20 protein-coding genes are annotated in these 21,464 nt (G+C 50.8%); 16 read left to right on the plus strand and 4 right to left on the minus strand.

Annotated features, from left to right (window positions below; translation table 11 throughout):
• Nucleotides 1-137: 137 nt before the first annotated feature.
• From AYJ59_RS05600 to AYJ59_RS05615, 4 genes are all read left to right on the plus strand, one after another.
• A complete protein-coding gene (locus AYJ59_RS05600; protein ID WP_206197908.1) occupies nucleotides 138-1,235 on the plus strand; it encodes a linear amide C-N hydrolase in 1,098 nt (365 codons plus the stop codon).
• A gap of 153 nt (nucleotides 1,236-1,388) precedes the next feature.
• A complete protein-coding gene (locus AYJ59_RS05605; protein WP_164730738.1) occupies nucleotides 1,389-4,838 on the plus strand; it encodes a DUF748 domain-containing protein in 3,450 nt (1,149 codons plus the stop codon).
• A 61-nt stretch (nucleotides 4,839-4,899) separates the two neighbouring features.
• Nucleotides 4,900-7,029: a 5-histidylcysteine sulfoxide synthase gene (gene ovoA / locus AYJ59_RS05610; RefSeq protein WP_127119510.1), complete on the plus strand. Its 2,130-nt coding sequence runs from the start codon at nucleotides 4,900-4,902 to the stop codon at nucleotides 7,027-7,029.
• A gap of 33 nt (nucleotides 7,030-7,062) precedes the next feature.
• Nucleotides 7,063-8,256 carry a PatB family C-S lyase gene (locus AYJ59_RS05615; RefSeq protein WP_127119511.1) on the plus strand — a complete coding sequence of 398 codons (1,194 nt, stop codon included), beginning with the start codon at nucleotides 7,063-7,065 and terminating at the stop codon, nucleotides 8,254-8,256.
• 92 nt (nucleotides 8,257-8,348) lie between these two features.
• Here AYJ59_RS05615 and AYJ59_RS05620 read toward each other — a convergent pair whose 3' ends face one another.
• A complete protein-coding gene (locus tag AYJ59_RS05620; RefSeq protein WP_127119512.1) occupies nucleotides 8,349-9,524 on the minus strand; it encodes a linear amide C-N hydrolase in 1,176 nt (391 codons plus the stop codon).
• A 225-nt stretch (nucleotides 9,525-9,749) separates the two neighbouring features.
• Here AYJ59_RS05620 and AYJ59_RS05625 point away from each other — a divergent pair, with 225 nt between their 5' ends.
• Both AYJ59_RS05625 and AYJ59_RS05630 read left to right on the plus strand, forming a co-directional pair.
• Nucleotides 9,750-10,262 (plus strand): hypothetical protein, encoded by a 513-nt coding sequence (locus AYJ59_RS05625; protein WP_127119513.1) that lies wholly within the window; start codon nucleotides 9,750-9,752, stop codon nucleotides 10,260-10,262.
• 135 nt (nucleotides 10,263-10,397) lie between these two features.
• Nucleotides 10,398-11,441 carry an NADP(H)-dependent aldo-keto reductase gene (locus AYJ59_RS05630; RefSeq protein WP_127119514.1) on the plus strand — a complete coding sequence of 348 codons (1,044 nt, stop codon included), beginning with the start codon at nucleotides 10,398-10,400 and terminating at the stop codon, nucleotides 11,439-11,441.
• 33 nt (nucleotides 11,442-11,474) lie between these two features.
• Here AYJ59_RS05630 and AYJ59_RS05635 read toward each other — a convergent pair whose 3' ends face one another.
• Complete coding sequence (locus AYJ59_RS05635; protein WP_127119515.1) at nucleotides 11,475-12,011, minus strand: hypothetical protein; 537 nt, start codon at nucleotides 12,009-12,011, stop codon at nucleotides 11,475-11,477.
• A gap of 337 nt (nucleotides 12,012-12,348) precedes the next feature.
• On the opposite strand from AYJ59_RS05635, the gene AYJ59_RS05640 reads away from it, so the two are divergent.
• Nucleotides 12,349-12,735, plus strand: coding sequence for a hypothetical protein (locus AYJ59_RS05640; RefSeq protein ID WP_127119516.1), 387 nt, complete (start codon nucleotides 12,349-12,351; stop codon nucleotides 12,733-12,735).
• A 13-nt stretch (nucleotides 12,736-12,748) separates the two neighbouring features.
• Here AYJ59_RS05640 and AYJ59_RS05645 read toward each other — a convergent pair whose 3' ends face one another.
• A complete protein-coding gene (locus AYJ59_RS05645) occupies nucleotides 12,749-13,186 on the minus strand; it encodes an acyl-CoA thioesterase (RefSeq protein WP_127119517.1) in 438 nt (145 codons plus the stop codon).
• A 92-nt stretch (nucleotides 13,187-13,278) separates the two neighbouring features.
• On the opposite strand from AYJ59_RS05645, the gene aroC reads away from it, so the two are divergent.
• The 8 genes from aroC (at nucleotide 13,279) to ppnP (ending at nucleotide 19,151) form a co-directional block, all read left to right on the plus strand.
• The gene (gene aroC / locus AYJ59_RS05650) at nucleotides 13,279-14,379 is read left to right on the plus strand and encodes a chorismate synthase (RefSeq protein ID WP_127119518.1); all 1,101 of its coding nucleotides are present in this window, start codon (nucleotides 13,279-13,281) and stop codon (nucleotides 14,377-14,379) included.
• Between the two features lie 133 nt (nucleotides 14,380-14,512).
• The gene (locus AYJ59_RS05655) at nucleotides 14,513-15,664 is read left to right on the plus strand and encodes an MFS transporter (RefSeq protein ID WP_127119519.1); all 1,152 of its coding nucleotides are present in this window, start codon (nucleotides 14,513-14,515) and stop codon (nucleotides 15,662-15,664) included.
• A 27-nt stretch (nucleotides 15,665-15,691) separates the two neighbouring features.
• A complete protein-coding gene (locus AYJ59_RS05660) occupies nucleotides 15,692-16,087 on the plus strand; it encodes a hypothetical protein (RefSeq protein ID WP_127119520.1) in 396 nt (131 codons plus the stop codon).
• Nucleotides 16,088-16,382: 295 nt separating this feature from the next.
• Nucleotides 16,383-17,660, plus strand: coding sequence for an O-acetylhomoserine aminocarboxypropyltransferase/cysteine synthase family protein (locus AYJ59_RS05665; protein ID WP_127119521.1), 1,278 nt, complete (start codon nucleotides 16,383-16,385; stop codon nucleotides 17,658-17,660).
• 27 nt (nucleotides 17,661-17,687) lie between these two features.
• On the plus strand, nucleotides 17,688-17,864 hold the full coding sequence (locus AYJ59_RS12950; protein WP_164730739.1) for a hypothetical protein: 177 nt from the start codon (nucleotides 17,688-17,690) through the stop codon (nucleotides 17,862-17,864).
• Nucleotides 17,865-17,873: 9 nt separating this feature from the next.
• Nucleotides 17,874-18,269 (plus strand): lactoylglutathione lyase, encoded by a 396-nt coding sequence (gene gloA / locus AYJ59_RS05670; RefSeq protein WP_029938422.1) that lies wholly within the window; start codon nucleotides 17,874-17,876, stop codon nucleotides 18,267-18,269.
• Nucleotides 18,270-18,317: 48 nt separating this feature from the next.
• Nucleotides 18,318-18,770: a DUF2721 domain-containing protein gene (locus AYJ59_RS05675; RefSeq protein WP_127119522.1), complete on the plus strand. Its 453-nt coding sequence runs from the start codon at nucleotides 18,318-18,320 to the stop codon at nucleotides 18,768-18,770.
• Between the two features lie 66 nt (nucleotides 18,771-18,836).
• On the plus strand, nucleotides 18,837-19,151 hold the full coding sequence (gene ppnP, locus AYJ59_RS05680; protein WP_029938420.1) for a pyrimidine/purine nucleoside phosphorylase: 315 nt from the start codon (nucleotides 18,837-18,839) through the stop codon (nucleotides 19,149-19,151).
• Nucleotides 19,152-19,238: 87 nt separating this feature from the next.
• On the opposite strand, the gene AYJ59_RS12955 is transcribed toward ppnP, so the two are convergent.
• The gene (locus tag AYJ59_RS12955) at nucleotides 19,239-19,412 is read right to left on the minus strand and encodes a hypothetical protein (protein ID WP_164730740.1); all 174 of its coding nucleotides are present in this window, start codon (nucleotides 19,410-19,412) and stop codon (nucleotides 19,239-19,241) included.
• A gap of 146 nt (nucleotides 19,413-19,558) precedes the next feature.
• Here AYJ59_RS12955 and AYJ59_RS05685 point away from each other — a divergent pair, with 146 nt between their 5' ends.
• A complete protein-coding gene (locus AYJ59_RS05685) occupies nucleotides 19,559-21,139 on the plus strand; it encodes a SulP family inorganic anion transporter (RefSeq protein ID WP_127119523.1) in 1,581 nt (526 codons plus the stop codon).
• The last annotated feature ends 325 nt before the right edge of the window (nucleotides 21,140-21,464 follow it).

The following is a 21,464-nucleotide window of genomic DNA, read 5'->3' on the forward strand; positions in this document are numbered from 1 at the left end:
TCTGACTTCGGCGGGGTATAACCCTTAGTTGGAAATGGTCGACGATCCGTTGAGCCCCTTTCCGAAACCCTTGTCGTATTCGCGAATTTATCTTATAGAACGCAATTGCGTTTTTTACAGAGGCACAGGAAACTTGTATGGACATTCTCTTGAGACAAATCTCCCCGCACCGATTTGCAACATTTGCGTTGGTTGTTATCACCGGATTCATGACAATCAACCAGGCCTGGGCGTGTACGCGTGTGGTGTATTTGGGCGAAAACGATCAAATCATGACGGGTCGTTCCATGGACTGGAAATACGATATCGGTACCAATTTATGGGTTTTCCCGAGAGGCATGACGCGTAACGGTGTGGGTGGCCCGAACTCTTTGCAATGGGTGTCCAAATACGGCAGCGTCATCGCGACGGGGTATGATGTTTCCACAACCGACGGCCTCAATGAAAAAGGTCTGGCGGCCAATTTATTATGGTTGGCGGAAAGCAGTTATCCGACGGTTCAAAAAGGGCAACACCCCATCAGCGTGTCCGTTTGGGCGCAATATCTGCTGGATAATTTCGCAACGGTGTCGGAAGCGGTCGAAGCCTTACGGAACAAACCGCTGGTCGTCGTCACCGACAAGGTGCCCGGTCAGAACCGTCAGGCCAGCTTGCATCTGGCCATTTCCGATGCCACCGGCGATAGCGCTATTATCGAATACATTGATGGCCAACAAGTCATCCATCACGGTCGTCAGTATCAGGTGATGACCAATTCACCGACTTACGATAAACAACTCGCAATGGAAGAGTACTGGAAGGACATCGGTGGCACAACCATGTTGCCCGGGTCGAATCGTTCGCCCGACCGGTTTGCCCGAGCGCAGTTCTATATCAATGCCATTCCGCAAAAAACAACGCCCAATAAGGCCTTGGCCAGTGTATTGAGTGTGATGCGGAATGTGTCGGTTCCTTACGGGCTTCATACCGCGGACGCACCGGAAATATCCTCCACACGCTGGCGAACCGCCATCGACCACAAACGCAAACTTTATTTTTTTGAATCCGCTTTGGCTGCGAGCGGGTTTTGGACCGATTTGAATAAATTGGATTTTTCCAAAGAAACCGGTCAGGTCAAAAAGCTGGAACTCGGCCCGGATCAGGCGAGAGTGCTGCACGGTGAGGTATCCGGGCACTATGTCACATCCAGACCCTTTAAGTTTGAAGGCCTCTCGGCCGAGGAACTCAGTTATTGATGACCCGGTGCGACATCTGGAAATACAACACCCAAAACCGCCAGGCCTGGCGGTTTTTTCATATCACGCACCCGGTGGATTGAAATGCCATTGTCATCTACTGGGTTTAGAATCTTTCTGCTACAATGAATGAAATCCCGTTCAGAGGCCGGTATGACTGCTTTATATTCTCGTTGGAAGTCCCTTAAAACCCGTTACAAGGTGTTGGTGTACACACTGGTTTTGTTTGGTGTGTTTTTATTGGCATTGCCTTGGATGTTGCAAAAGGGATTTGAACAAGCGTTGTTAAAACAAGGCGCAGAGTCGGTTCACATCGAAAGGGTGTCGGTCAATCTGTTTACCGGTCGCTTGGAGATTTTCAATCTGGAAGTTGAAGTCGAAAAGCATCAATACCTGCATCTGGGGCATCTGAAAGTCAATCTCTCCTGGACCGCACTTTTCCACAAAAAAATCAAAATTCAAGAACTGGCGATTTTCGATACCCGGATTGAAATCGATTACCGTCCCGGCGAGCGCATTCGGGTGGCGGGTTTGTCTTATTCGCTCGATAAAAAATCCGACAAAGCAGCGATGCCGGAAGAAAAAAAAGACCCGTTTTCATGGGGGCTGGGCATTCAGTCGTTGGAGTTGAACAAAGCCGTATTGGAACTGAAAACACCGGAACTGGATAAACACATCGAATTCGACAAGGTGCTGCTCGAAAAAGCCATTAACTGGCAACCGGACGATGCGGCCAAACTGGTATTTGAAATTCAAGAAGATAAAAATCATCTGGTCGGAAATTTTCAAATGTGGCCGTTTGCTGAAAAACAGCGTCTAAGCGGTGACATTGTTGTTAAAAATCTTGATTTGTCGACCTACCGAAAATATCTGCCGCCGGAGATTTTAGAGTTGTCCGGCCTGGTTTTCGGTGATTTGAAATTGGACGTTGTCAACGAAGGCGGTGAACTCAAAATCACCCAAAAAGGCCGTTTTTCCTTTCAGAAACTGGCGTTTGAACAACAAGACTTACGCGTGGCCGGCGACCTTGTTAACTGGGACGGAGATATTCAAGCCTTGGTCCGTAAAGGGCATGCCGCGGTTAAAACCCAGGGTGAATGGCACTTGAAAGACATCGGTGTCCGTGCACAAGACGCCGACATCAAATTGGGCGAAGTGCATTGGAAAAACCACAGTCAGGTTGACGTGACCGACGGCGTTCCGAAAGTGAAGACGGATGGTGAACTGAAAGTCAGCCACCTGGCGATGGCGGATAAAACCATCGCGCTGGATAACCGACACTTGAACTGGCAGGGCGAAATCAATGTCACTCAGTCTGACAAGTCCGGGCTGGAAATTGTGTTGCCGAGCAATGCTTTGACGGCGGAAGAATTTTTATTCAAACAGTCGGGAACCGAGGCCAAGTTGCAAAAGTTGGATTGGAAAGGGCCGGTGAACGTCACGCTCAAGTCCTCGAAAAAAGCCGACACTCAAACCGATCGTCAAGCCGATGCAAAAAATGTGGACGTGGCCAAAGCGGATACGCCGATGAAGGTCGCGTTATCCGACTCCCACATCGCCGTCACCGACGTGGCCGTGAAAGCGAATGATGCGAAGGTCGATGTCAACCAATTGGATTGGCAGGGCGGTTTGAACATCACTCAGTCAAGCCAGAACGGGTTGTTGGTTTCTCTGCCGAGCAGCGCTTTAGTGATGGAACACGTCGAGTTTTCGCAACCGAAAACCGAAGCCAAGTTGCAACATTTGGATTGGAAAGGGCCGGTCAACGTCACGGTCAAATCAGACGAAAAAAACGCCGAATCGAAAAAGGCCCAAACGCCGGTCGATATCGTCTTAACCGACAACCGCATTGCGTTGACGTCAGTGGGCGTCAACGCAGATGGCTCCAAAGCCGATGTCAGTCGCTTGAATTGGCAAGGCGGCATTCAAGTGGGCATCTCGCCGCATCCAGCCGTTCAGACCGATGGTCACCTGGATGTAAAACAACTGGCGGCGGCGTATCAGGATTTATCCGCGGGGCTGAAAGCGCTGGATTGGAAAGGCAAAACACAATTGACCGTATCTGAAACGCCTCAAGTGAAGACGGCGGGGCAACTGGCTGTGCAGTCGGTCAAACTGGACAATACCCGCACGAAGATGACGGTAGCCGATGTCGCGAACCTGAAAACAGGTTTGGCGTTTACCGCTCCGCAAGCGGTGTCTTTGAAAGGCTTGAATGTGAAAGGTCTTAAAGTGGCCGCCAGCCCTGAATACCCTCAGCCTTTGTTATCCACCGGTGACGTGACGATTGACCACGCCAATGTGAAAAACAATCAAGCGGTGGATGTTGGAACGGTGACCTTGCAGGATTTTTACTTGACCTTGGCATTCAACGAAGAAACGAAACTGGGACAAATCGAGGCTTTGAAAGCCGCATTACAGCCGCAGCCGAAAACTAAGTCCGAAAAAACCGAGGCGGAGCAAAAAGCCGAACAAAAGGCCGAACCAAACGACACGGCCAAAGCCTCTCAAGAGAAAGCGCCGCCATTCAGACTGCAGCAATTCGACATCACCGGTGACAGCCATGTGCATTTGACGTCCACCGGCATTACGCCACCGCTGAACCAGAATATAACCATTCAAACCTGGCATATCGGCACACTCGATTCGGCCCAGGCGCATGAAAAAACGCCGTTGGATATTCAGGCCGCCATCGACAGGTTCACCAAAGTCACCGCAAAAGGGGACTTCCAGCCGTTTTCACCGAAAGTGAACGCCGACATCAAAGTGAACATCCAGGATATGGACTTGTATGCCTTCTCGCCGTTGATCCGTCGCTCGCTCGGTTATCGTATTCAAAGCGGTTCCATGAACATGAAGTCGGACATTCAAATCAAACAAGATATTCTTGACGCCGATAACCGTTTGAAACTGGTCGGGTTTGAGATGGAAGCCGATTCCGTCCCGGTTCCGTCGAAAACCAAAGGGGATGGTCTCGACAAAGCGGCTTCCGATGTCGACAAAGCCGCAAGCGATCTTGGAAAAGCCGCCAGTGCCGGCTCCATGAGTCTGGCGCTGAATCTGTTGCGCGACGGTGACAACAACATCGATTTGAGCGTGCCGGTCAACGGTGACTTGTCCGACCCCGGGTTCAACATTGCACAAGTGATTTCGGTCGCCTTCTTTAATGCGATGAAAGGCGGTTCAAAAGCCATGCTGGCGATGACGCTTCAACCTTACGGCGCGATTTACCTGGCGGCGGAATACGCTTATAAGAAGGCTGGGGAAATGACCTTGCAGCCGGTGCAATATCAGCCAGGCCTGGATGAATGGCGGGCGGATATGCCGGAGTATTTGAAGAAAATCACCAAGCTGTTGAAGGATAAAAAATCCGTCACCTTGAAAGTGTGTGGTTTTTATAATCAGTCCGACCGCGATTATTGGGTCAAGAAAGGCTTGAAAGGGACGGAGCTGGAAGACAAGCTCTATCAACTGGCGCGTCAGCGTCAGATTCAGGTCAAAACCTGGTTGGTCGAGGAGGGTGGCATCGAGTCCAGCCGTTTGACCACCTGTTATCCGAGCTTCGAGGATTTGCCGGATAGTGGCGTCATGTTATCGATGTAGGCTAAACCGTATTATTTTAAGTCAGTTCAAGTTATAAAAAGCAGTTGTTCACGGAGTATTCATGTTAAACCGAGAAGATTTGATTTCAAAACCGGTGTTTTTGAATCAAGGCGAAGTCGAAGCGAAACGTGCCGAAATCAAGGCCTATTTCAACGCCACTTACGATGCCTACGAAACCTTATTCGAAACCCTGGTGTCGGACGAGGCTTACTATGAACGCCCCTGTGAACTGCGCCATCCGCTGATTTTCTATTTCGGCCACACCGCCACCTTTTTCACCAATAAGCTGGTGCTCGCCAAGTTGCTACCGGAACGCATCAACCCGAAAATCGAATCCATGTGCGCCATCGGCGTGGATGAAATGTCTTGGGACGACTTGGACGAATCTCATTACGACTGGCCGAGTGTCGATGCGGTCCGTGAATATCGTCAGCAAGTGCGCGACGCGGTCAATCAGTTGATTGACTCCGTGGATTTCCACCTGCCGATTGATTGGGAAAGCCCGATGTGGCCGGTGATGATGGGCATTGAACACGAACGCATTCATCTGGAAACTTCGTCGGTGCTGATTCGCCAATTGCCGATCGAATCGGTCAAACCGCATCCCCTGTTTCCGGTGTGCCCGGACAGTGGTCAGGCGCCGGAAAATATTTTGTTCGACGTCCCCGGTGGGCGCGTCACCATCGACCACCAAGACCCGGCGGAAACCTATGGCTGGGACAATGAATACGGTCAGCATCAAGCCGATGTCAGCGACTTTAAAGCCGCCGCTTTTTTAGTGTCCAACCATGAATATCTGGAGTTTGTCGAAGCCGGCGGGTACGACAACCCGGAATATTGGACCGACGAGGGCAATCGCTGGCGTCAGTTCACGCCGGACAAACATCCGACCTTTTGGGTGAAAAAAGACCAGGCCTGGTATTTACGCTGTATGACCGATGAAATCCCCATGCCGTGGGATTGGCCGGTGGAAGTGAACTATCTGGAAGCGAATGCCTTCTGTAACTGGAAAGGGCATCAGACCGGTCGTCCGATTCGCCTGCCGAGTGAAGATGAATATTTAAGACTGCGCGACCATACCCGCGCGTTGGAAAAGCAGGGCGAGGCCAATATCAATTTGCAGCAATACGCCTCGTCGGTGCCGGTGAATCGTTTTGAAACCGGCGATTTTTTCGATGTGGTCGGTAACGTCTGGCAATGGACGCAAACGCCGATTTACCCGTACGACGGCTTCAAAGTGCATCCGTTATACGATGACTTCACCACGCCGACGTTCGACAACCAGCACAATTTGTTCAAAGGCGGCAGTTGGATTTCCACCGGCAACGAAGCCAACGGCCATTCACGTTATGCTTTCCGCCGTCACTTTTTCCAGCACGCCGGTTTCCGTTACATCGAATCGGACGAAAGCGTTCAAACCCATTTCTCCACTTATGAAACCGATGATCTGGTGTCGCAATACTGTGAATTCCATTACGGCGACGAATATTTCGGTGTGGCGAATTTTGCACAGGCTTATGCCGAATTGGCGATTAAAGCGGCGCGCGACGATAACGACTTGGCCGGTCGTGACGATTTGAGCGTGCTGGAGGTGGGTTGTTCAGTCGGGCGTGCCAGTTTCGAACTGGCGCATCATTTCGCGCAGGTCACCGGTTTGGATTTCTCGGCGCGTTTTATTCAGGTTGCCAACCAATTGAAAGAATCCGGTAATGTGCTTTACACCATTCCGACGGAAGGCGAAATCATGGATTTCAAAGAGCAGACGTTGGCCGATTTAGGCTTGTCCGACGTGGCGCAACGCTGCGAGTTTATGCAGCAGGATGCCGCCAATCTGAAACCGCATTTCACCGGGTACGACATGGTGGTGGCCGTCAACCTCATTGACCGTTTGTACGAACCGAAGCGCTTCTTGAACATGATTCACGAACGCATGAACGACGGCGGTTTGCTGTTGTTGGCGTCACCTTACACTTGGTTGGAAGAATTCACCGCCAAAGAGCACTGGCTGGGTGGCTATAAAGATGCGCAAAGCGGTGAAAACGTCACCACCTTGGAAGGGCTGCACGCCGTGTTGGATGCCGAATTCGAGCGGGTTCAAGAACCGTTCGAATTGCCGTTTGTGATTCGCGAAACCCAACGCAAGTTCCAGCATTCCCTATCCGAAGTCACGCTTTGGAAAAAGAAATCCTGAGTCGTGTAAACAATCGTTTAAAAAAGGGCAATCATGTTTCCAGATTTTGAACACGCTATTTCCCGTTTAGGCACCGACGCCGAAAAGTACGAATTGCGGCAACGCTTGTTCGGTTCGGAATCGGTGTTGCCGATGTGGGTGGCGGATCAGGATTTACCCACGCCGGATTTTATTCTGGAGGCTTTGAAACGCCGTTTGGAACACCCGATTCTGGGTTACAACGTCATGCCGGACAGTTTGTATCAGTCGATTATCGATTGGCAGGCGCAATACGGTTACGACGTGAAGGCGTCGGAAATTCTGTTTACGCACAATGTTGCCAACGGTTTTTTTATGGCGGTGTCCGCCTTTTCGGAACCGGGCGATGCGGTGCTGGTACAACCGCCGATTTATCCGCCGTTTTTGCACGCACCGGAAAATAACGGCCGCCGTCTTGTAGAAGCGCCGTTGGTGTTGCAAGACAACCGTTATCAAATCGATTTTGACGCGTTTGAAGCCGCCATTACCGAAAACGAGGTGAAGCTGTTTTTGTTCTGCAATCCGCAAAACCCGTCCGGCCGCGTTTGGCGGCGGGAAGAACTGCAACGCTTGGCGGACATTTGTTTGAAACATGGCGTGACGGTGGTGTCCGATGAAATCCATGCCGACATGACCTTTTCGCCATTGCAACACATACCGATGGCGTCCTTGTCGGAAGCGGTGGCGCAAAACACGGTGACGCTCAGTTCACCGGGCAAAACCTTTAATCTCGGCGGCCTGCAAAGCGGTTACGCGATTATCGCCAATCGTGCCTTGAAAGCGGCTTATCTGAAAGTGTGCCGCGCCAATTCCATTCACGACTTAAACCTATTCGGCAAAGAAGCCATGCAAGCCGCCTATTCGGAAGCGGGCAAAGCCTATCGTGACACCTTGCTGGTGCATTTGCAGCACAATATTGACCGACTGGAACAAACCCTGGCCGACTGCTTGCCTGCCGTACGCGTCATGCGCCCGGAGGCGTCCTTTCTGGTGTGGTTGGATTTTTCTGAACTCTTTGGCACAAAGTTTCAAAGCCAAGAAAACTTAAAACGCTGGCTCACCGAAACCGCACAATTGGGCTTGAATGACGGTGAAAGCTTTGGCGAAGTCGGAAAAGGCTTTATGCGAATCAATATTGCTGTGCCGACGGAAACAATGGATGAGGCGCTCAAGCGGTTTAAAAATGCGGCGAAGGTCTTAATCCCATAATCCAGTTTTCCACCAGGTCTGGTCGTTTTTGTTATTTGGCTAGAGAAATAGAATAGCCGATGTTTTAAAGATACATCGGCTAATGGCGAAGGTTATTTTTTGGCGCTGGCTTTACGGAACCAATCGGTGACGTCATTCACATTAAATGGTATTTGGCTGAGCGGAATGGATTTGGGATGTTTCTCTTTAGCCAGTTTGGCCAAGTCGAAACTGATGTAGTTGAGTTGGCTATAGGGTTTGATTTTAAATTGCAGGTTACGCAAATCGCCCAGTGCGGTCCAGGAGGTGTATTCCGAGGTGTAGAGCGGATGGCCTGCGACTTCCGGGGCGGTGATATTGGCGATTTCTTCTTTAAAGCGATTGTCCATGGTGATGCCGCGAGGGCGGTCGAAGTTGTTCATAATGTGGGCGAGAACGGTCATGGCTTTGTCGGGGTTATCGACCTTTTCGGCAAATTGTGAGTAGTAGGTGGCGCGTACAAAGCGGCCAACCGAGGTGTTGGAGGCGGGAAGGCCTGCGGTGGCGATGCCGGAGTCGGGTTGGTTGAATTGCATGCCGTGAAAGGTGGTTTTGGATTGGTCGATGTTGTTTAAGAAGGTGTAGTTGTTTAGGTTGGTCATGTGCCAGTCGAACTCTGGGCCATTGGTCATGACGCCGATTGGGTTGTCGATAAGCGTTTGTTTACCGTTGGCAAACTCAATGACCACGGATTGGCCTTGGGCATCGTGCAAGGTGTAATGAAATGGCGTTTTCATGAGGCCTAACGGTAAGAGAGCGGAGACCAATACGGGTTGTTTTTTGAGAGCGGTTTTGACTTCTGCGACATCCTTGAATTGCGATAAGGTCCAGGCGCCCAGGTCAATCGCGGCGAGGACGCTTTTGGTCTTTTTAATCGTATCCGCCGGCCCTTTGGTGCTGGCAAAGGCGAGCAGGCTGAACGTCAGGCCTTGGTCGTTCATGCCTTCGGAAACTTTGAGTGTTTTGTCCACTGGGTCGGGCACGGTGATGGAAATGAACGAATATTTTGATTGATAGTTCAGGTCTGGGTGGTTTTTGATTTTGGAGTTGAAAGCGGTGCCTTTTGGAAAGTAACTCACTTGATACGCCAGCTCCATTGGTAATTCCATGGTGCGGCCGGCGTAGGGCGCACCATTGCCGTCTTTATAAAGTAATGAAGTGCAGGCTTGCGCTGTATTCGTCAGTACAAAAGCGGTTGTGGCTAGGCTGAGGGTTAAAATACGCGTTAACGGATGAGCTTTTTTTGTCATTATCAGGTCCTTAATTTGACGGAATGGTTTGCCTTGTTTACGAATAAGTAGTGGATTTCATCTTACCATATCTGTTTTTCAACGGATTGTTCAAAATACGTACAAAACTTAATTTCACCAGGCCTGGTGATTTTCGTTATTGGTACGGAAGTGAATCTGCTACAATAAATTTCTTCCTTCCTATGTTTTATGGCCCGGTTCTCGGGTGTTAAGGTGTTTTAAAAGATGTCATCACTGTATGCGTTTTTGAAAAAAGCCAATCACTTTTTTCAAGAAGATTTTGAGGAGCAACTCAAAAAATCCGTCAATGTGTTGCGAATCATTCTGACGATTTTTATGATTGTGTATCTGGCCGCGTGCCTGTTCAGTATTTCGAGCAAGTTGTTCGAGTTTTTATCGCATCAAGGCGCATTGAATTTTCCGTCGATGAAGATTCTGCTGACGGATGCGTTGTTCACGCTGATCGTTCTGGCGATTGTGAAAGCGCTGTTTATCAAGGACAGTTTCGTGTATGCATTGACGTTCTTGGAAATCGCATTCGTGGTGATTATCCGAAAACTGATTCTGCTGGAAACGGTGCCGGAGGAGAATTGGACCTTGCTGATTCTGGGCGTGGTGTCCACGGCGTTTTTTGTGTTGCTGATTTATATTCATAACCTGATTCGCCGCTGGCGGCTGGAAGACCGTGACCGCCCTGGCCAGCAGGAAGAAGAACCGACCGGCATTAAAATGCCTTGATTTCGACCAGGCCTGGCCGTTTCATAGATAAAGCGGTTGGGTAAAAAGTTGTTATTAATCAAACAGCATTCCGTCAAACCGGATAAGGCTTTAATCCGAAATTCAAACTCAAGATTCAACTGATTAGGAGGCGTCATGCTTTACAACGCGTTAGGACATTCCGATATTCAAGTCAGCCGTATTTGTTTGGGCACCATGACTTGGGGCGAGCAAAATACGCAAGAAGAGGCGTTTGAACAGATGGATTACGCCTTGGATCAGGGCGTGAATTTCTGGGATACGGCGGAGCTGTATGCGGTGCCGCCGCGCGCCGAAACCTATGGCCGAACCGAGGAAATCATCGGTCATTGGTTGGCGAAGACCGGTAAGCGAGATGAGATCGTCTTGGCGTCGAAAATGGCGGGGCCGTCGGAGATTTCGCAACACATTCGCGGCGGCAAAAGCCGTTTCAACCGTGAGCAGATTACGCAGGCATTGGATGCGTCTTTGAAACGGTTGCAAACCGATTATCTGGATTTGTACCAATTGCATTGGCCGGAGCGCAACACCAACTTTTTCGGACAGTTGGGCTATGAAGCGGGGGAAGACCCAAGCGACCTGACGCCGATGGAAGAAACTCTGGAAGTGCTGACGCAGTTCGTCAACCAGGGTAAAATCCGCCACATCGGTTTGTCGAATGAAACACCGTGGGGCACGATGAAGTTTTTGCAGTTGGCCGAGCAACATGATTTGAGCAAGATTGTGACGGTGCAGAATCCGTACAGCTTGTTGAACCGCAGTTATGAAGTGGGGCTGGCGGAAGTGTCGCACCGCGAAAACGTTGGTTTGTTGGCGTATTCACCGCTGGGTTTCGGGGTACTGAGTGGCAAGTATCTGAATGATTCGGCGGCGGCGAATGCGCGTTTGAAGCTGTTCCCGCATTACGACCGTTATTCCAACGACAATGCGGTGAAAGCGACGGAGCTGTATGCGGCACTGGCGCGCGGCAACGGGTTGACGCCGACGCAATTGGCGCTGGCGTTTATCAACAGTCGCCCGTTCTTGACGGCGAACATCATCGGCGCGACCACCATGGAACAGCTCAAAGAGAACATCGACAGCATCCATGTTGAATTAAGCGATGAAGTCTTGCATCAAATTGAGCGTATTCACGCCCAATACACCATTCCATCGCCTTGATGGTCTAATCGTTGGCGTTGGGATTAACCGGTTTTAAGGTTGGTCCAACGCACCCAAACGCGCCACGTCATAGGCACCGGATTCGGTATCGAGTTGATAGATATTGAAATTGGTGTCAATGTCGAAGCCTTGCAAACGCTTGGCGTAGTTGGTGGACAAACTGCCTTCCGGTGAATGCACGCGGTGGAAAACATAAGGTTCCCAGCCGAGAATGGCGGCGCCGTCGTGAATTTTTTCGCCGTTGTGATAGACCGCATCGGCGGTGACTTCAAAGCGTTCCACCTGGCCGTGCTTTTCCGAATACAACTCCACTAAACGCTTACCTTGATGCACCACCAGTTTGTCTTCCTGGTCGGTGTGCATGTACCAGTACCAGGTGTCGTCACCGGCAATCAATGGGCTTTTGCCGCCCGGTTCGTGAATCACCAAATCCACGCCCGCCAGGCCGTCGGTGACGCCTTCAACGCTGAAAAACTGGACGTTTGGGGTGTTTCGTAAGGGTTTCAGGGGAATGATAAAACACAGGTGTTCGATATAGGTTTGGCGGGCGCCGGGTTCAATGCTTAACATGCTCAGTCTCTTTGTGATTCGATAATGAAAACCGCAGGATGCTCGAACCGGGCGCCGTTGCCGCTGTCGTGGGGCTTTCGGTTAAAGTGTAAGCAATCGCTTGCCGCTTGCCAAGTGAATATTTTGAGACAAATTCCGGGTGACGGTTTGGGTGGAAAACGTTCATTTCTACTCAAACCGTTTTACGGCTTATTACGAATACTTATTAACATCTCATTATATTCTATTATCTTTTTGATGGTGGACGGCGGTAGGATAGTTTCAAGGCTGCCGTATCCGGCCATTTCGAGAGGTCAGAATGCAGAGCAGCTTGTCCATGAAGCTGAGGAGAGTGGTCATGAATATCAAGCAACTCGGGTATGGTTTGGTTTTTGGAGTGCTGGGCATGCCAGGCCTGGCTCAGGCGGATGAAACCAAGGCCATTTTCTTGAACGGTCTCTATGGAGATGCCACCCCGCAAAATCCGTTGCCGGTGAAGCTGGAGGTCATCAACGGTAAGGCGAAAGGGTGCATTATCGAAGGTGAGGCGGTGTTGAACAAGCGTCATCGCCGTTACGAATACACCTTACAGCCGCCGCAATGCGTGCATCAGGGTCAGAAAGTGGCGGTGGGCACGTTGGTACGCGGTCAGCATAATATTCCGGGCACCATGGCCAACAGCGGTATGGGGCGTGGTTATTGGTTTTCCAATAAAGGCTTGATCGTCACCTTATCCGAGCAATAAGCTGTGTTATGGGTCATTGCGTCGTTTCGTACGGTGTAATGAATTCCGGTGGAATCTTGCAGGCCTGGTGGGTTTTCAGATTCATGCAGGCCCATTGCGTATGGCCGAAAAACACCTCTTTGCCGTCGGCTAGCCGGAACACCTGATAATAACGGCGGCGTTGGCAGCAGCCGATTTGTTCGCCCACCCAAGTGCCAATCAGCAATTCGTCGCCTAGATGACAGGCGGCACGATAATTCAGCTCATGCTGTCGCACCACCATGATTTTACCGACTTGGCGTTGCACCGATTCGTCGATGCCGACCGCCAGACTGTGTTGCCAGGAGATGTGTTCCATCCAATTCAAATACACCTTGTTGTTGACGTGATCGAGAAAGTCGATTTCGTCCTCGGTGACGGTGTGGTTTTCGATAAAGGGCTTGGGATGGCGCCATTTAAGTGATGCGTTCATTCGGTTTGCCGGATTGCGGTTCATTGAGGTAATTTGGATTGACTCCTAGTATAATGCACCGATTCCATGAAAGAAATTCGAGAAAGTAAATTATGTCGGGCAATACGTTAGGGAAAAATTTTTGTGTGACCACCTTTGGTGAAAGCCATGGAATCGCGTTGGGTGCGATTATCGATGGCTGTCCTCCGGGGTTGGCGTTGACGGAAGAGGACATTCAGGTTGAATTGGATCGCCGCAAACCGGGCACGTCAAAACACGCCACGGCGCGCCGCGAAGACGACAAGGTGCAGATTCTTTCCGGCGTGTTTGAAGGCAAAACCACCGGAACGCCGATTGGCTTGCTGATTCATAACACCGACCAGCGTTCCAAAGATTATTCCAAAGTAGCGGAAACCTTTCGCCCGGCGCATGCCGATTACACTTACACCCAGAAATACGGCCTGCGCGATTATCGCGGCGGCGGGCGCTCTTCCGCGCGTGAAACCGCCATGCGTGTGGCCGCGGGAGCGATCGCCAAGAAATATTTGAAAGAGCGTTTGGGCATTGAAATCAAAGGCTATCTGTCGCAGTTGGGGCCGATTACGGTGGAAAATGTGTCCTGGCCATTCGATAACGACAACGAGTATTTTTGCCCGGACCCGGTTAAAAAAGAAGAAATCCGCGAATACATGGATAATCTGCTGAAGCAGAAGGATTCCATCGGCGCGAAAATTTCCATCGTGGCGAAGAATGTACCGGTCGGATTGGGCGAGCCGGTGTTTGACCGTTTGGATGCCGATTTGGCCCACGCGTTGATGAGCATCAATGCGGTGAAAGGCGTGGAAATCGGTGATGGGTTTGCCGTGGCCGCGCAACGTGGCACCGAGCATCGCGATGAGATGACGCCGGAAGGGTTTGCCTCTAACCATGCCGGCGGTATTCTGGGCGGGATTTCCACCGGGCAGGACATCGTTGCGCACATTGCCTTGAAACCGACGTCGAGCATTATGACACCGGGCCGCAGCATTAACCGCGACGGCGAAGCGGTCGAAATGGTAACCAAAGGCCGTCACGATCCATGTGTGGGCATTCGTGCCACGCCGATTGCGGAGGCAAAAGTGGCGTTGGTGTTGATGGATCATTTCATGCGAAACCGTGCCCAAAACGGGGATGTGGTGCCGCCGATTATGGACTTGGCGCATCCCGAAGCCTAATTTCATCTGATTGAGTTTTATTTACCGATTTCAAATTCGGCTCGAGCCAATGGTTTTTTATAAATTCCGATAATGGTTCGAGAAGCGCCCGTTTCAAACGGGCGTGACGTTTTCGAGTCTCTGAGGAGCTTGCATGCCGGAACAGCTTTATCGACAAGCCTATCCAAAGCTTTCCAGTTTTTACTTTTTCTATTTCATGTTGTTCGGCGGGCTGATTCCGTATATCGGCTTGTATTATCAGTCGCTGTCTTTCAACGCCATTCAAATCGGCCAATTGATGGCGATGTTCATCGCCACCAAAATCGTCGCGCCGAATGTGTTGGGTTGGCTGGCGGATAAAACCGGCCGCACCGTCTTCTGGTTACGCTGGACAGCATTTTTGACGGTGTTGTTTTCCCTCGGGTTTGTGACCACGGAATCGTTTGTCGGCCTACTGTTAACGGTATTCGGGTTCGGGTTCTTTTTTCACTCTGCCTTGCCGTTGTTTGAATCCTACACCTTCACAACCCTGAAAGGGATGAAGGAGCGTTACGGTCTGGTAAGGCTGTGGGGGTCCATCGGTTTTATTGCGGCGGTGTTGTGGCTGGGCTGGCAGATTGAGGCCTGGTCGATTTCGACGCTGCCTTGGGCGCTAGTGGGCCTAGCCGTGGTGATTTGGCTGGCGACGTTTGCGGTGCAAGAACACCCGGTGGCGCAACATGAAGACCACGCCAGTTCGTTTTGGACCATTATCAAACAGCCGTGGGTGGCGAGTTTATTGGCCGCCAGCATTCTGATTCAATTCTCGCACGGCACTTATTACAGCTTTTACAGCATTTTTCTGGACGAACACGGCTACAGCAAAAACGTCATCGCCTGGCTGTGGGCGTTGGGTGTGCTGGCAGAAATCGCGGTGTTCTTCTGGATGGTGCCACTCTTCCGGCGCTTCCGGGTCAAAACCTTGTTGATGGCGAGCTTGGTGTTGACGTTATTGCGCTGGGTGATGATTCCATTGGTGATTGACGATTGGGTGTGGTTGGCGTTCGCGCAACTGCTACATGCTGCCAGTTATGGCCTGTTCCATGCCGCGGCGATTTATCTGATCGACCATCATTTTTATGGCGACAACCAAAGTAAAGGGCAGGCGATTTATGCCTCGGCCAGTCATGGACTCGGTGGCGCTTTGGGGATGTTGGCGGCTGGTTACGCTTGGTATGCCGGCGGTGCGGATTGGGCGTTTGGCATGTGTGCCTTGGCGGTATTGCTGGCGATTGGGATTGCGCAAAAATGGGTTCGTTATGACTAAAGGGGCCACAACCAACGGGGTTACAAGATGATGATGTGGCGCTATGGCTTGCTGTATTTTGCAACGGTGTTTGCAGCCGGTTTTATACTGGGTACGATTCGGGTACTGAGTTTGGAACCTTGGCTGGGCGTACGCTATGCGGAGTTACTGGAAATGCCGATCATGCTGGCGGTGGTGTATTTTTCAGCCCGTTACTGGGTAATACGCGCGCAAGCCCAACCGAAACCGGTGAATTTTTTCGGCATGGGCTGGGTGGCGTTGGGGATGCTCTTGACGCTGGAGCTGACATTGGTTTTGGGCTTGCGTGGTTTGACGGTATCGGAGTATTTGGCCACGCGGGATTGGGTGTCCGGCAGCGCTTATGTTGTGTCGCTGTTGGTATTTGCTTTTTTGCCGAAATGGTTGTCATTGAAATCGACGTGAGACGCCCATCGGTTTTTGTGCAGAATTTGACCAGGCCTGGCAGATTTCAAGTATGTGAATTCAGGTCGTCTCCATTTGACAGATTACGGAAATATCACTAGTATTAATGCTAGATAACAAACGCTATGTTGTTGAAAATAAAGTATTAATTTTTGTCCTGTTGAGATGAAAATTATTAATGATGTTCGATGCTGGCGTGCTGAAAATAATAAAATAACTGCAATAACAATGTCTTAACAAGCACGGCTTGCTATTTGAGACGTGGCATTGCTTCGCTAACTCATAAAGGATCAATATGAAACTGGAATCCATCGCGCTTCACCACGGCTATGAATCGGAAAGTACCACCAAATCGGCCGCTGTTCCCATTTATCAAACCACGTCTTATACCTTTGACGACACCCAACACGGGGCAGATTTGTTTGACCTGAAAGTGCCGGGGAATATTTACAGCCGAATCATGAACCCGACGTGCGATGTATTGGAAAAACGCATGGCGGAAATGGAAGGCGGTGTGGCCGGTTTGGCGTTGGCCACAGGTATGGCGGCGATTACCTATGCGATTCAGACCATCGCGCAAGCCGGGGACAATATTGTCAGTACCAGCCAGTTGTATGGCGGCACCTATAACCTGTTTGCGCATACGTTCCCGCGTCAGGGGATTGAAGTGCGAATGGTGAAGGCGGATGATTACGACGCGTTTGAAGCGGCTATTGACGACAAAACACGCGCCATTTTTTGTGAGTCCATCGGAAATCCGGCCGGGAATGTGGTGGACGTGGCACGCCTGGCGGAAATCGCGCATAAGCACGGTTTGCCGTTGATGGTGGATAACACCGTCGCGACGCCGTATTTGTGTCGCCCGATTGATTTGGGCGCGGACATTGTCATTCACGCTTTGACCAAATTCGTGGGTGGTCACGGCACGACCTTGGGCGGGATTGTCATTGATTCCGGTAAATTCGACTGGGTGGCGAACAAGGAACGTTTCCCAATGTTGAATGACCCGGATCCGTCTTATCATGGCGTGAGTTATACGCGTGACATTGGGGCGGCGGCCTTTATCGCCCGTTGTCGTGTGGTGCCGTTGCGTAATACCGGCGCGGCCTTGTCGGCACACAGCGCTTTCTTGTTGTTGCAAGGGTTGGAGACTTTGGGGCTGCGCATGGAGCGCCATTGCGAGAACACCCTGAAGGTGGCCGAATACTTGAAACAACATCCGAAAGTGTCTTGGGTGAATTATGCGTCTTTGCCAGATGACAAGTATCATGAAGTCTGTGTGAAGACCACGAAAGGTTCCGGTTCCGGTATTTTGAGCTTTGGCATTAAAGGCGGACGTGAAGCGGGTGGTCAGTTCATTGATGCGTTGCAGATGATTCTGCGCTTGGTGAATATCGGTGATGCCAAGTCGTTGGCGTGTCACCCAGCGACCACGACACACCGCCAATTGAGCCCGGAAGAGTTGGAAAAAGCCGGCGTTTCGGAAGATTTGGTGCGTTTGTCCATTGGCATTGAGCACATAGATGATATTATTGCGGATATCGAACAAGCACTGGAAAACGTCAAGGCTTAAGCGGACGATTCCTGACAGGAGGGCGTGATGATGCACTTTTTATGGTTGCTGTTACTGCTGGTCATCGGCATTATTTGCATGAAGCTAGCGGAAATGAAAGGGCGTTCTCCGTACGCGTGGGCGGTGCTGGGCATTTTGTTCGGCCCGCTGGCGTTGATCGTGTTGCTGTTTTTGAAACCGATTAATGGAAACGAATTAGAATAAGGAGTCAACATGCGTTTATTGCACACCATGTTACGAGTGGGTGATTTGGAAAAATCGATTCAGTTCTACACCGATGTGTTGGGAATGAAACTGTTGCGTCGTAAGGATTATCCGAAAGGCGAGTTCACCTTGGCCTTTTTGGGGTACGGCGATGAAGAGAACAACACGGTTTTGGAATTGACCTACAACTGGGGTGTTTCCTCGTACGACCTGGGCGAAGGCTATGGGCATATCGCCATTGAAGTGGACGATGTCTATCAAGCGGCGGATGCGGTGAAAGCGGCCGGTGGTAAAATCATTCGTGAGGCGGGACCGATGAATGCCGGCACCACCATTATTGCGTTTGCCGAAGACCCGGACGGTTACCAGATCGAATTCATCGGTGCGGACCACCAACGTTCGTAACGCGGTTTTATTTCTTAGTATTTTCTAACACTTTAAAAAGGTAACTTCATGACCGAGTTGTTTTCCGATGCCGTGCCGGTAAATACGGTGTCCCACTTGATTCAACTGTCTGTGGCGCCGGTGTTTTTGCTGGCCGGTATCGGGAGCTTGCTCGGGGTGTTGGTCAGTCGTCTGTCTCGGATTGTCTCCAAGTCGGAGGAGTTGAGCAATATCCTGCTCATGGAGAAATCGCAAAGCCCGGTGGACCGTCGTTCCAGCGAAATCCGCCAACGTTTGGATTTTCTGGAGCGCCGCCGCCGTTATCTCAATCACGCCATTCTGGCCTGTACCATGACCGGTTTGCTGGTGGCGCTGGTGATTATGATCATGTTCTTGAGTGCGTTTTTCGCATTTAACGGGTCGGTACTCATCGCGGTGCTGTTTATTCTGGCCATGGCCTCCTTGATTGTGGGGTTGCTGATTTTCCTGCGTGAGATTTATTACGCCTCGCACCCGCGTTAAGCGCTTTCATTCAGCGGGGCTTCGGCTATAATACGTTTCTTTTTTTGTGTCTGATAAGGATGGCCGATGTCACAGTTTGAGAACGTCACCGCCGTAAAAGCGGCGAATATTTATTACGATGGAAAAGTCACCAGCCGTACGTTGTTGTTTGCGGATGGCAGCAAGAAGACGTTAGGCATTTTGTTGCCGGGCGATTATGAATTCGGTACCGAAGCGGCTGAAATCATGGAGATGCTGGCCGGAGAAGTCGAGGTGTTGTTGCCGGGTGAAACCGAATGGCAAACCGTGGTTGGGGGTGAAACCTTCAATGTACCGGCCAATTCAAAATTCGGCATCAAGGTCAAAACCGTGGCCGATTATTGCTGTTCTTATATCGAGTGATGACAGCGCCGTCGGTGGACGGCGAGGTCGATATTCGTTGCTTTAAAACGCCCAGGCCTGGGCGTTTTTGATTTATTCAATCGATATTTATTCTTTCGGTTTTGGGTCCGACGTTGGGTTGGCAGCCGCTTCCGATGATGCTTTGCGTTGTTTCGCTTTTTTACGTTTGACGGATTTGAAATAGAAGTGCAGTCCGAAATGAACGGCAATCAGCAGGATGAAAACGCCCATCATGATTTCGCCGATATGGTTGATCCACATAAGATAGCCTTTGATTTATAGCCTTTGATTTTCCCGTTTTTTTAAGGGGTTGCTCGGGCCCGGCTTGTGCCGAGGCCTAGATAAAACGCCTCATTTTACGCTTTTTCTGTTAGAATTTGCGCGGTTTTCAAAAGAAAGGATTCAAGATGACTCAGTCTCCCTCAAGCGCCTTTGACTGGCGTAAATACAAAGCCGACACCTTGTCGGGCATCACCGTTTCGCTGGCGTTGGTGCCGGAAGCGGTCGCCTTTGCCTTCGTGGCCGGGGTGCATCCGTTGGTCGGGTTGTATGCCGCGATTATCGTCGGTTTCATCACCTCCATGTTCGGCGGGCGTCCGGGCATGATTTCCGCGGCGGCCGGTTCCTTGGCGGTGGTGATGATGCATTTGGTGATGGAGCACGGCGCCACTTACCTGTTCGCGGCAGTCATTATGATGGGGGTTTTCCAGATATTCATCGGTTGGATGAAGTGGGGGCGGTTTATCCGCATGGTGCCGAGTCCGGTCATGCTCGGCTTCGTGAACGGTTTGGCATTGGTCATCTTGATTGCCCAGTTTACCCAGTTTAAAGATACGGACGGCAATTGGTTGTCCGGCGACAGTCTGTACATCATGATGGGCATCATTGCCGTCACCATGGCGATTATTTATTTGTTGCCGCGTTTGACCAAGGCGGTGCCATCCGCGTTGGCGGCGATTGTGCTGGTGACCCTGGCGGTGATTTTCTTTGATATGAATACCGTTACGGTCGGCGATAAAGCGGCGGTGTCCGGTACTTTGGAATCGTTGGTGTTCGGTGACGGAACGGAAAACGGTTTCCAAGGCATGACCTGGATGACGGCGTTGCCGGATAACTTCTTCAGTCTGGAAACGCTTTGGATTATCTTGCCCTATGCGATTATTTTGACGATTATCGGTTCGGTGGAATCCTTGTTGACGATGACGTTGATTGATGACATCACCGAAACTCGCGGTAAAGGCAACCGTGAATGTATCGCGTTGGGCGCGGCCAACTGTACGGCCGGTACCTTCGGTACCATGGGCGGTTGTGCTTTGATCGGTCAGTCGATGATTAACGTCAGTTCCGGCGGCACCGGGCGCTTGTCCGGCATTACCGCCGCGCTGGGGCTGCTGGTGATTGTTCTGATCGCATCGCCTTGGATTGAAATGGTACCGATTGGCGCTTTGGTCGGCTTGATGTTCTTTGTGGTCATCGCCACCTTTAACTGGTCGAGCTGGAATATCATGCGCGGCATGACCAAAATGGATGCGTTTGTTATGGTGCTGGTGACGGCGTTGACGGTGATTTTCGATTTGGCGGTGGCGGTGATTGCCGGTGTGATTGTCTCGGCGTTGGTGTTCGCTTGGCAACATGCTCAAAGAGTCATGGTGGAAACCTCGGAAATGACGTCGGACGACGGACGCAAAGGCAAAATCTATAAGGTGTACGGTCCGCTGTTCTTCGCCTCGTCGCAGAACTTTATTGATATGTTTAATCCGAAAAGCGATCCGGAATGCGTACACATCGATTTCCAACATTCCCGCGTGTACGATCACACCGGGGTGGAAGCGATTGATAGCCTGACGAAAAAATACAAAGCCGAAGGCAAGAAAATCGTATTGAAGCATTTGAGCCCTGAGTGTCAGAACTTGTTGGACGAAGCCAGAGACTTGGTGGAAGTGAATGTGTCGGAAGACCCGCACTATCATGTGTCGCTGGGCAAATAAACCGACCGCATAAGCTGACGCAATAGGCGTCAGTGATGAGGACGAACAAACCCCGTATGAATCAATTCATACGGGGTTTTTTTATGCCCGCTGGGTGTGTCCTAGAGTTATCCATTTTATGCGGTATCGGTATGGCATCGTTTGAAATAAGTGGGGTGTGGTAAGAGAGTGTAGTGTTGAATGACGTTTGTGGCAATGATTGAGCTTTTGGGCGATAACCTTAGTTGGGTTCTAGGAAAAGGCGTCAGGAATATATGCTCTGCTAGCGATTACCAATAGTTAGAAGGGGGATTGGGGAGAATCAGGCGGGCATAAAAAAGCCCGT

Origin of the sequence: Thiomicrospira sp. S5, assembly GCF_003991075.1 — a bacterium.
Lineage (GTDB): Bacteria > Pseudomonadota > Gammaproteobacteria > Thiomicrospirales > Thiomicrospiraceae > Hydrogenovibrio > Hydrogenovibrio thermophilus.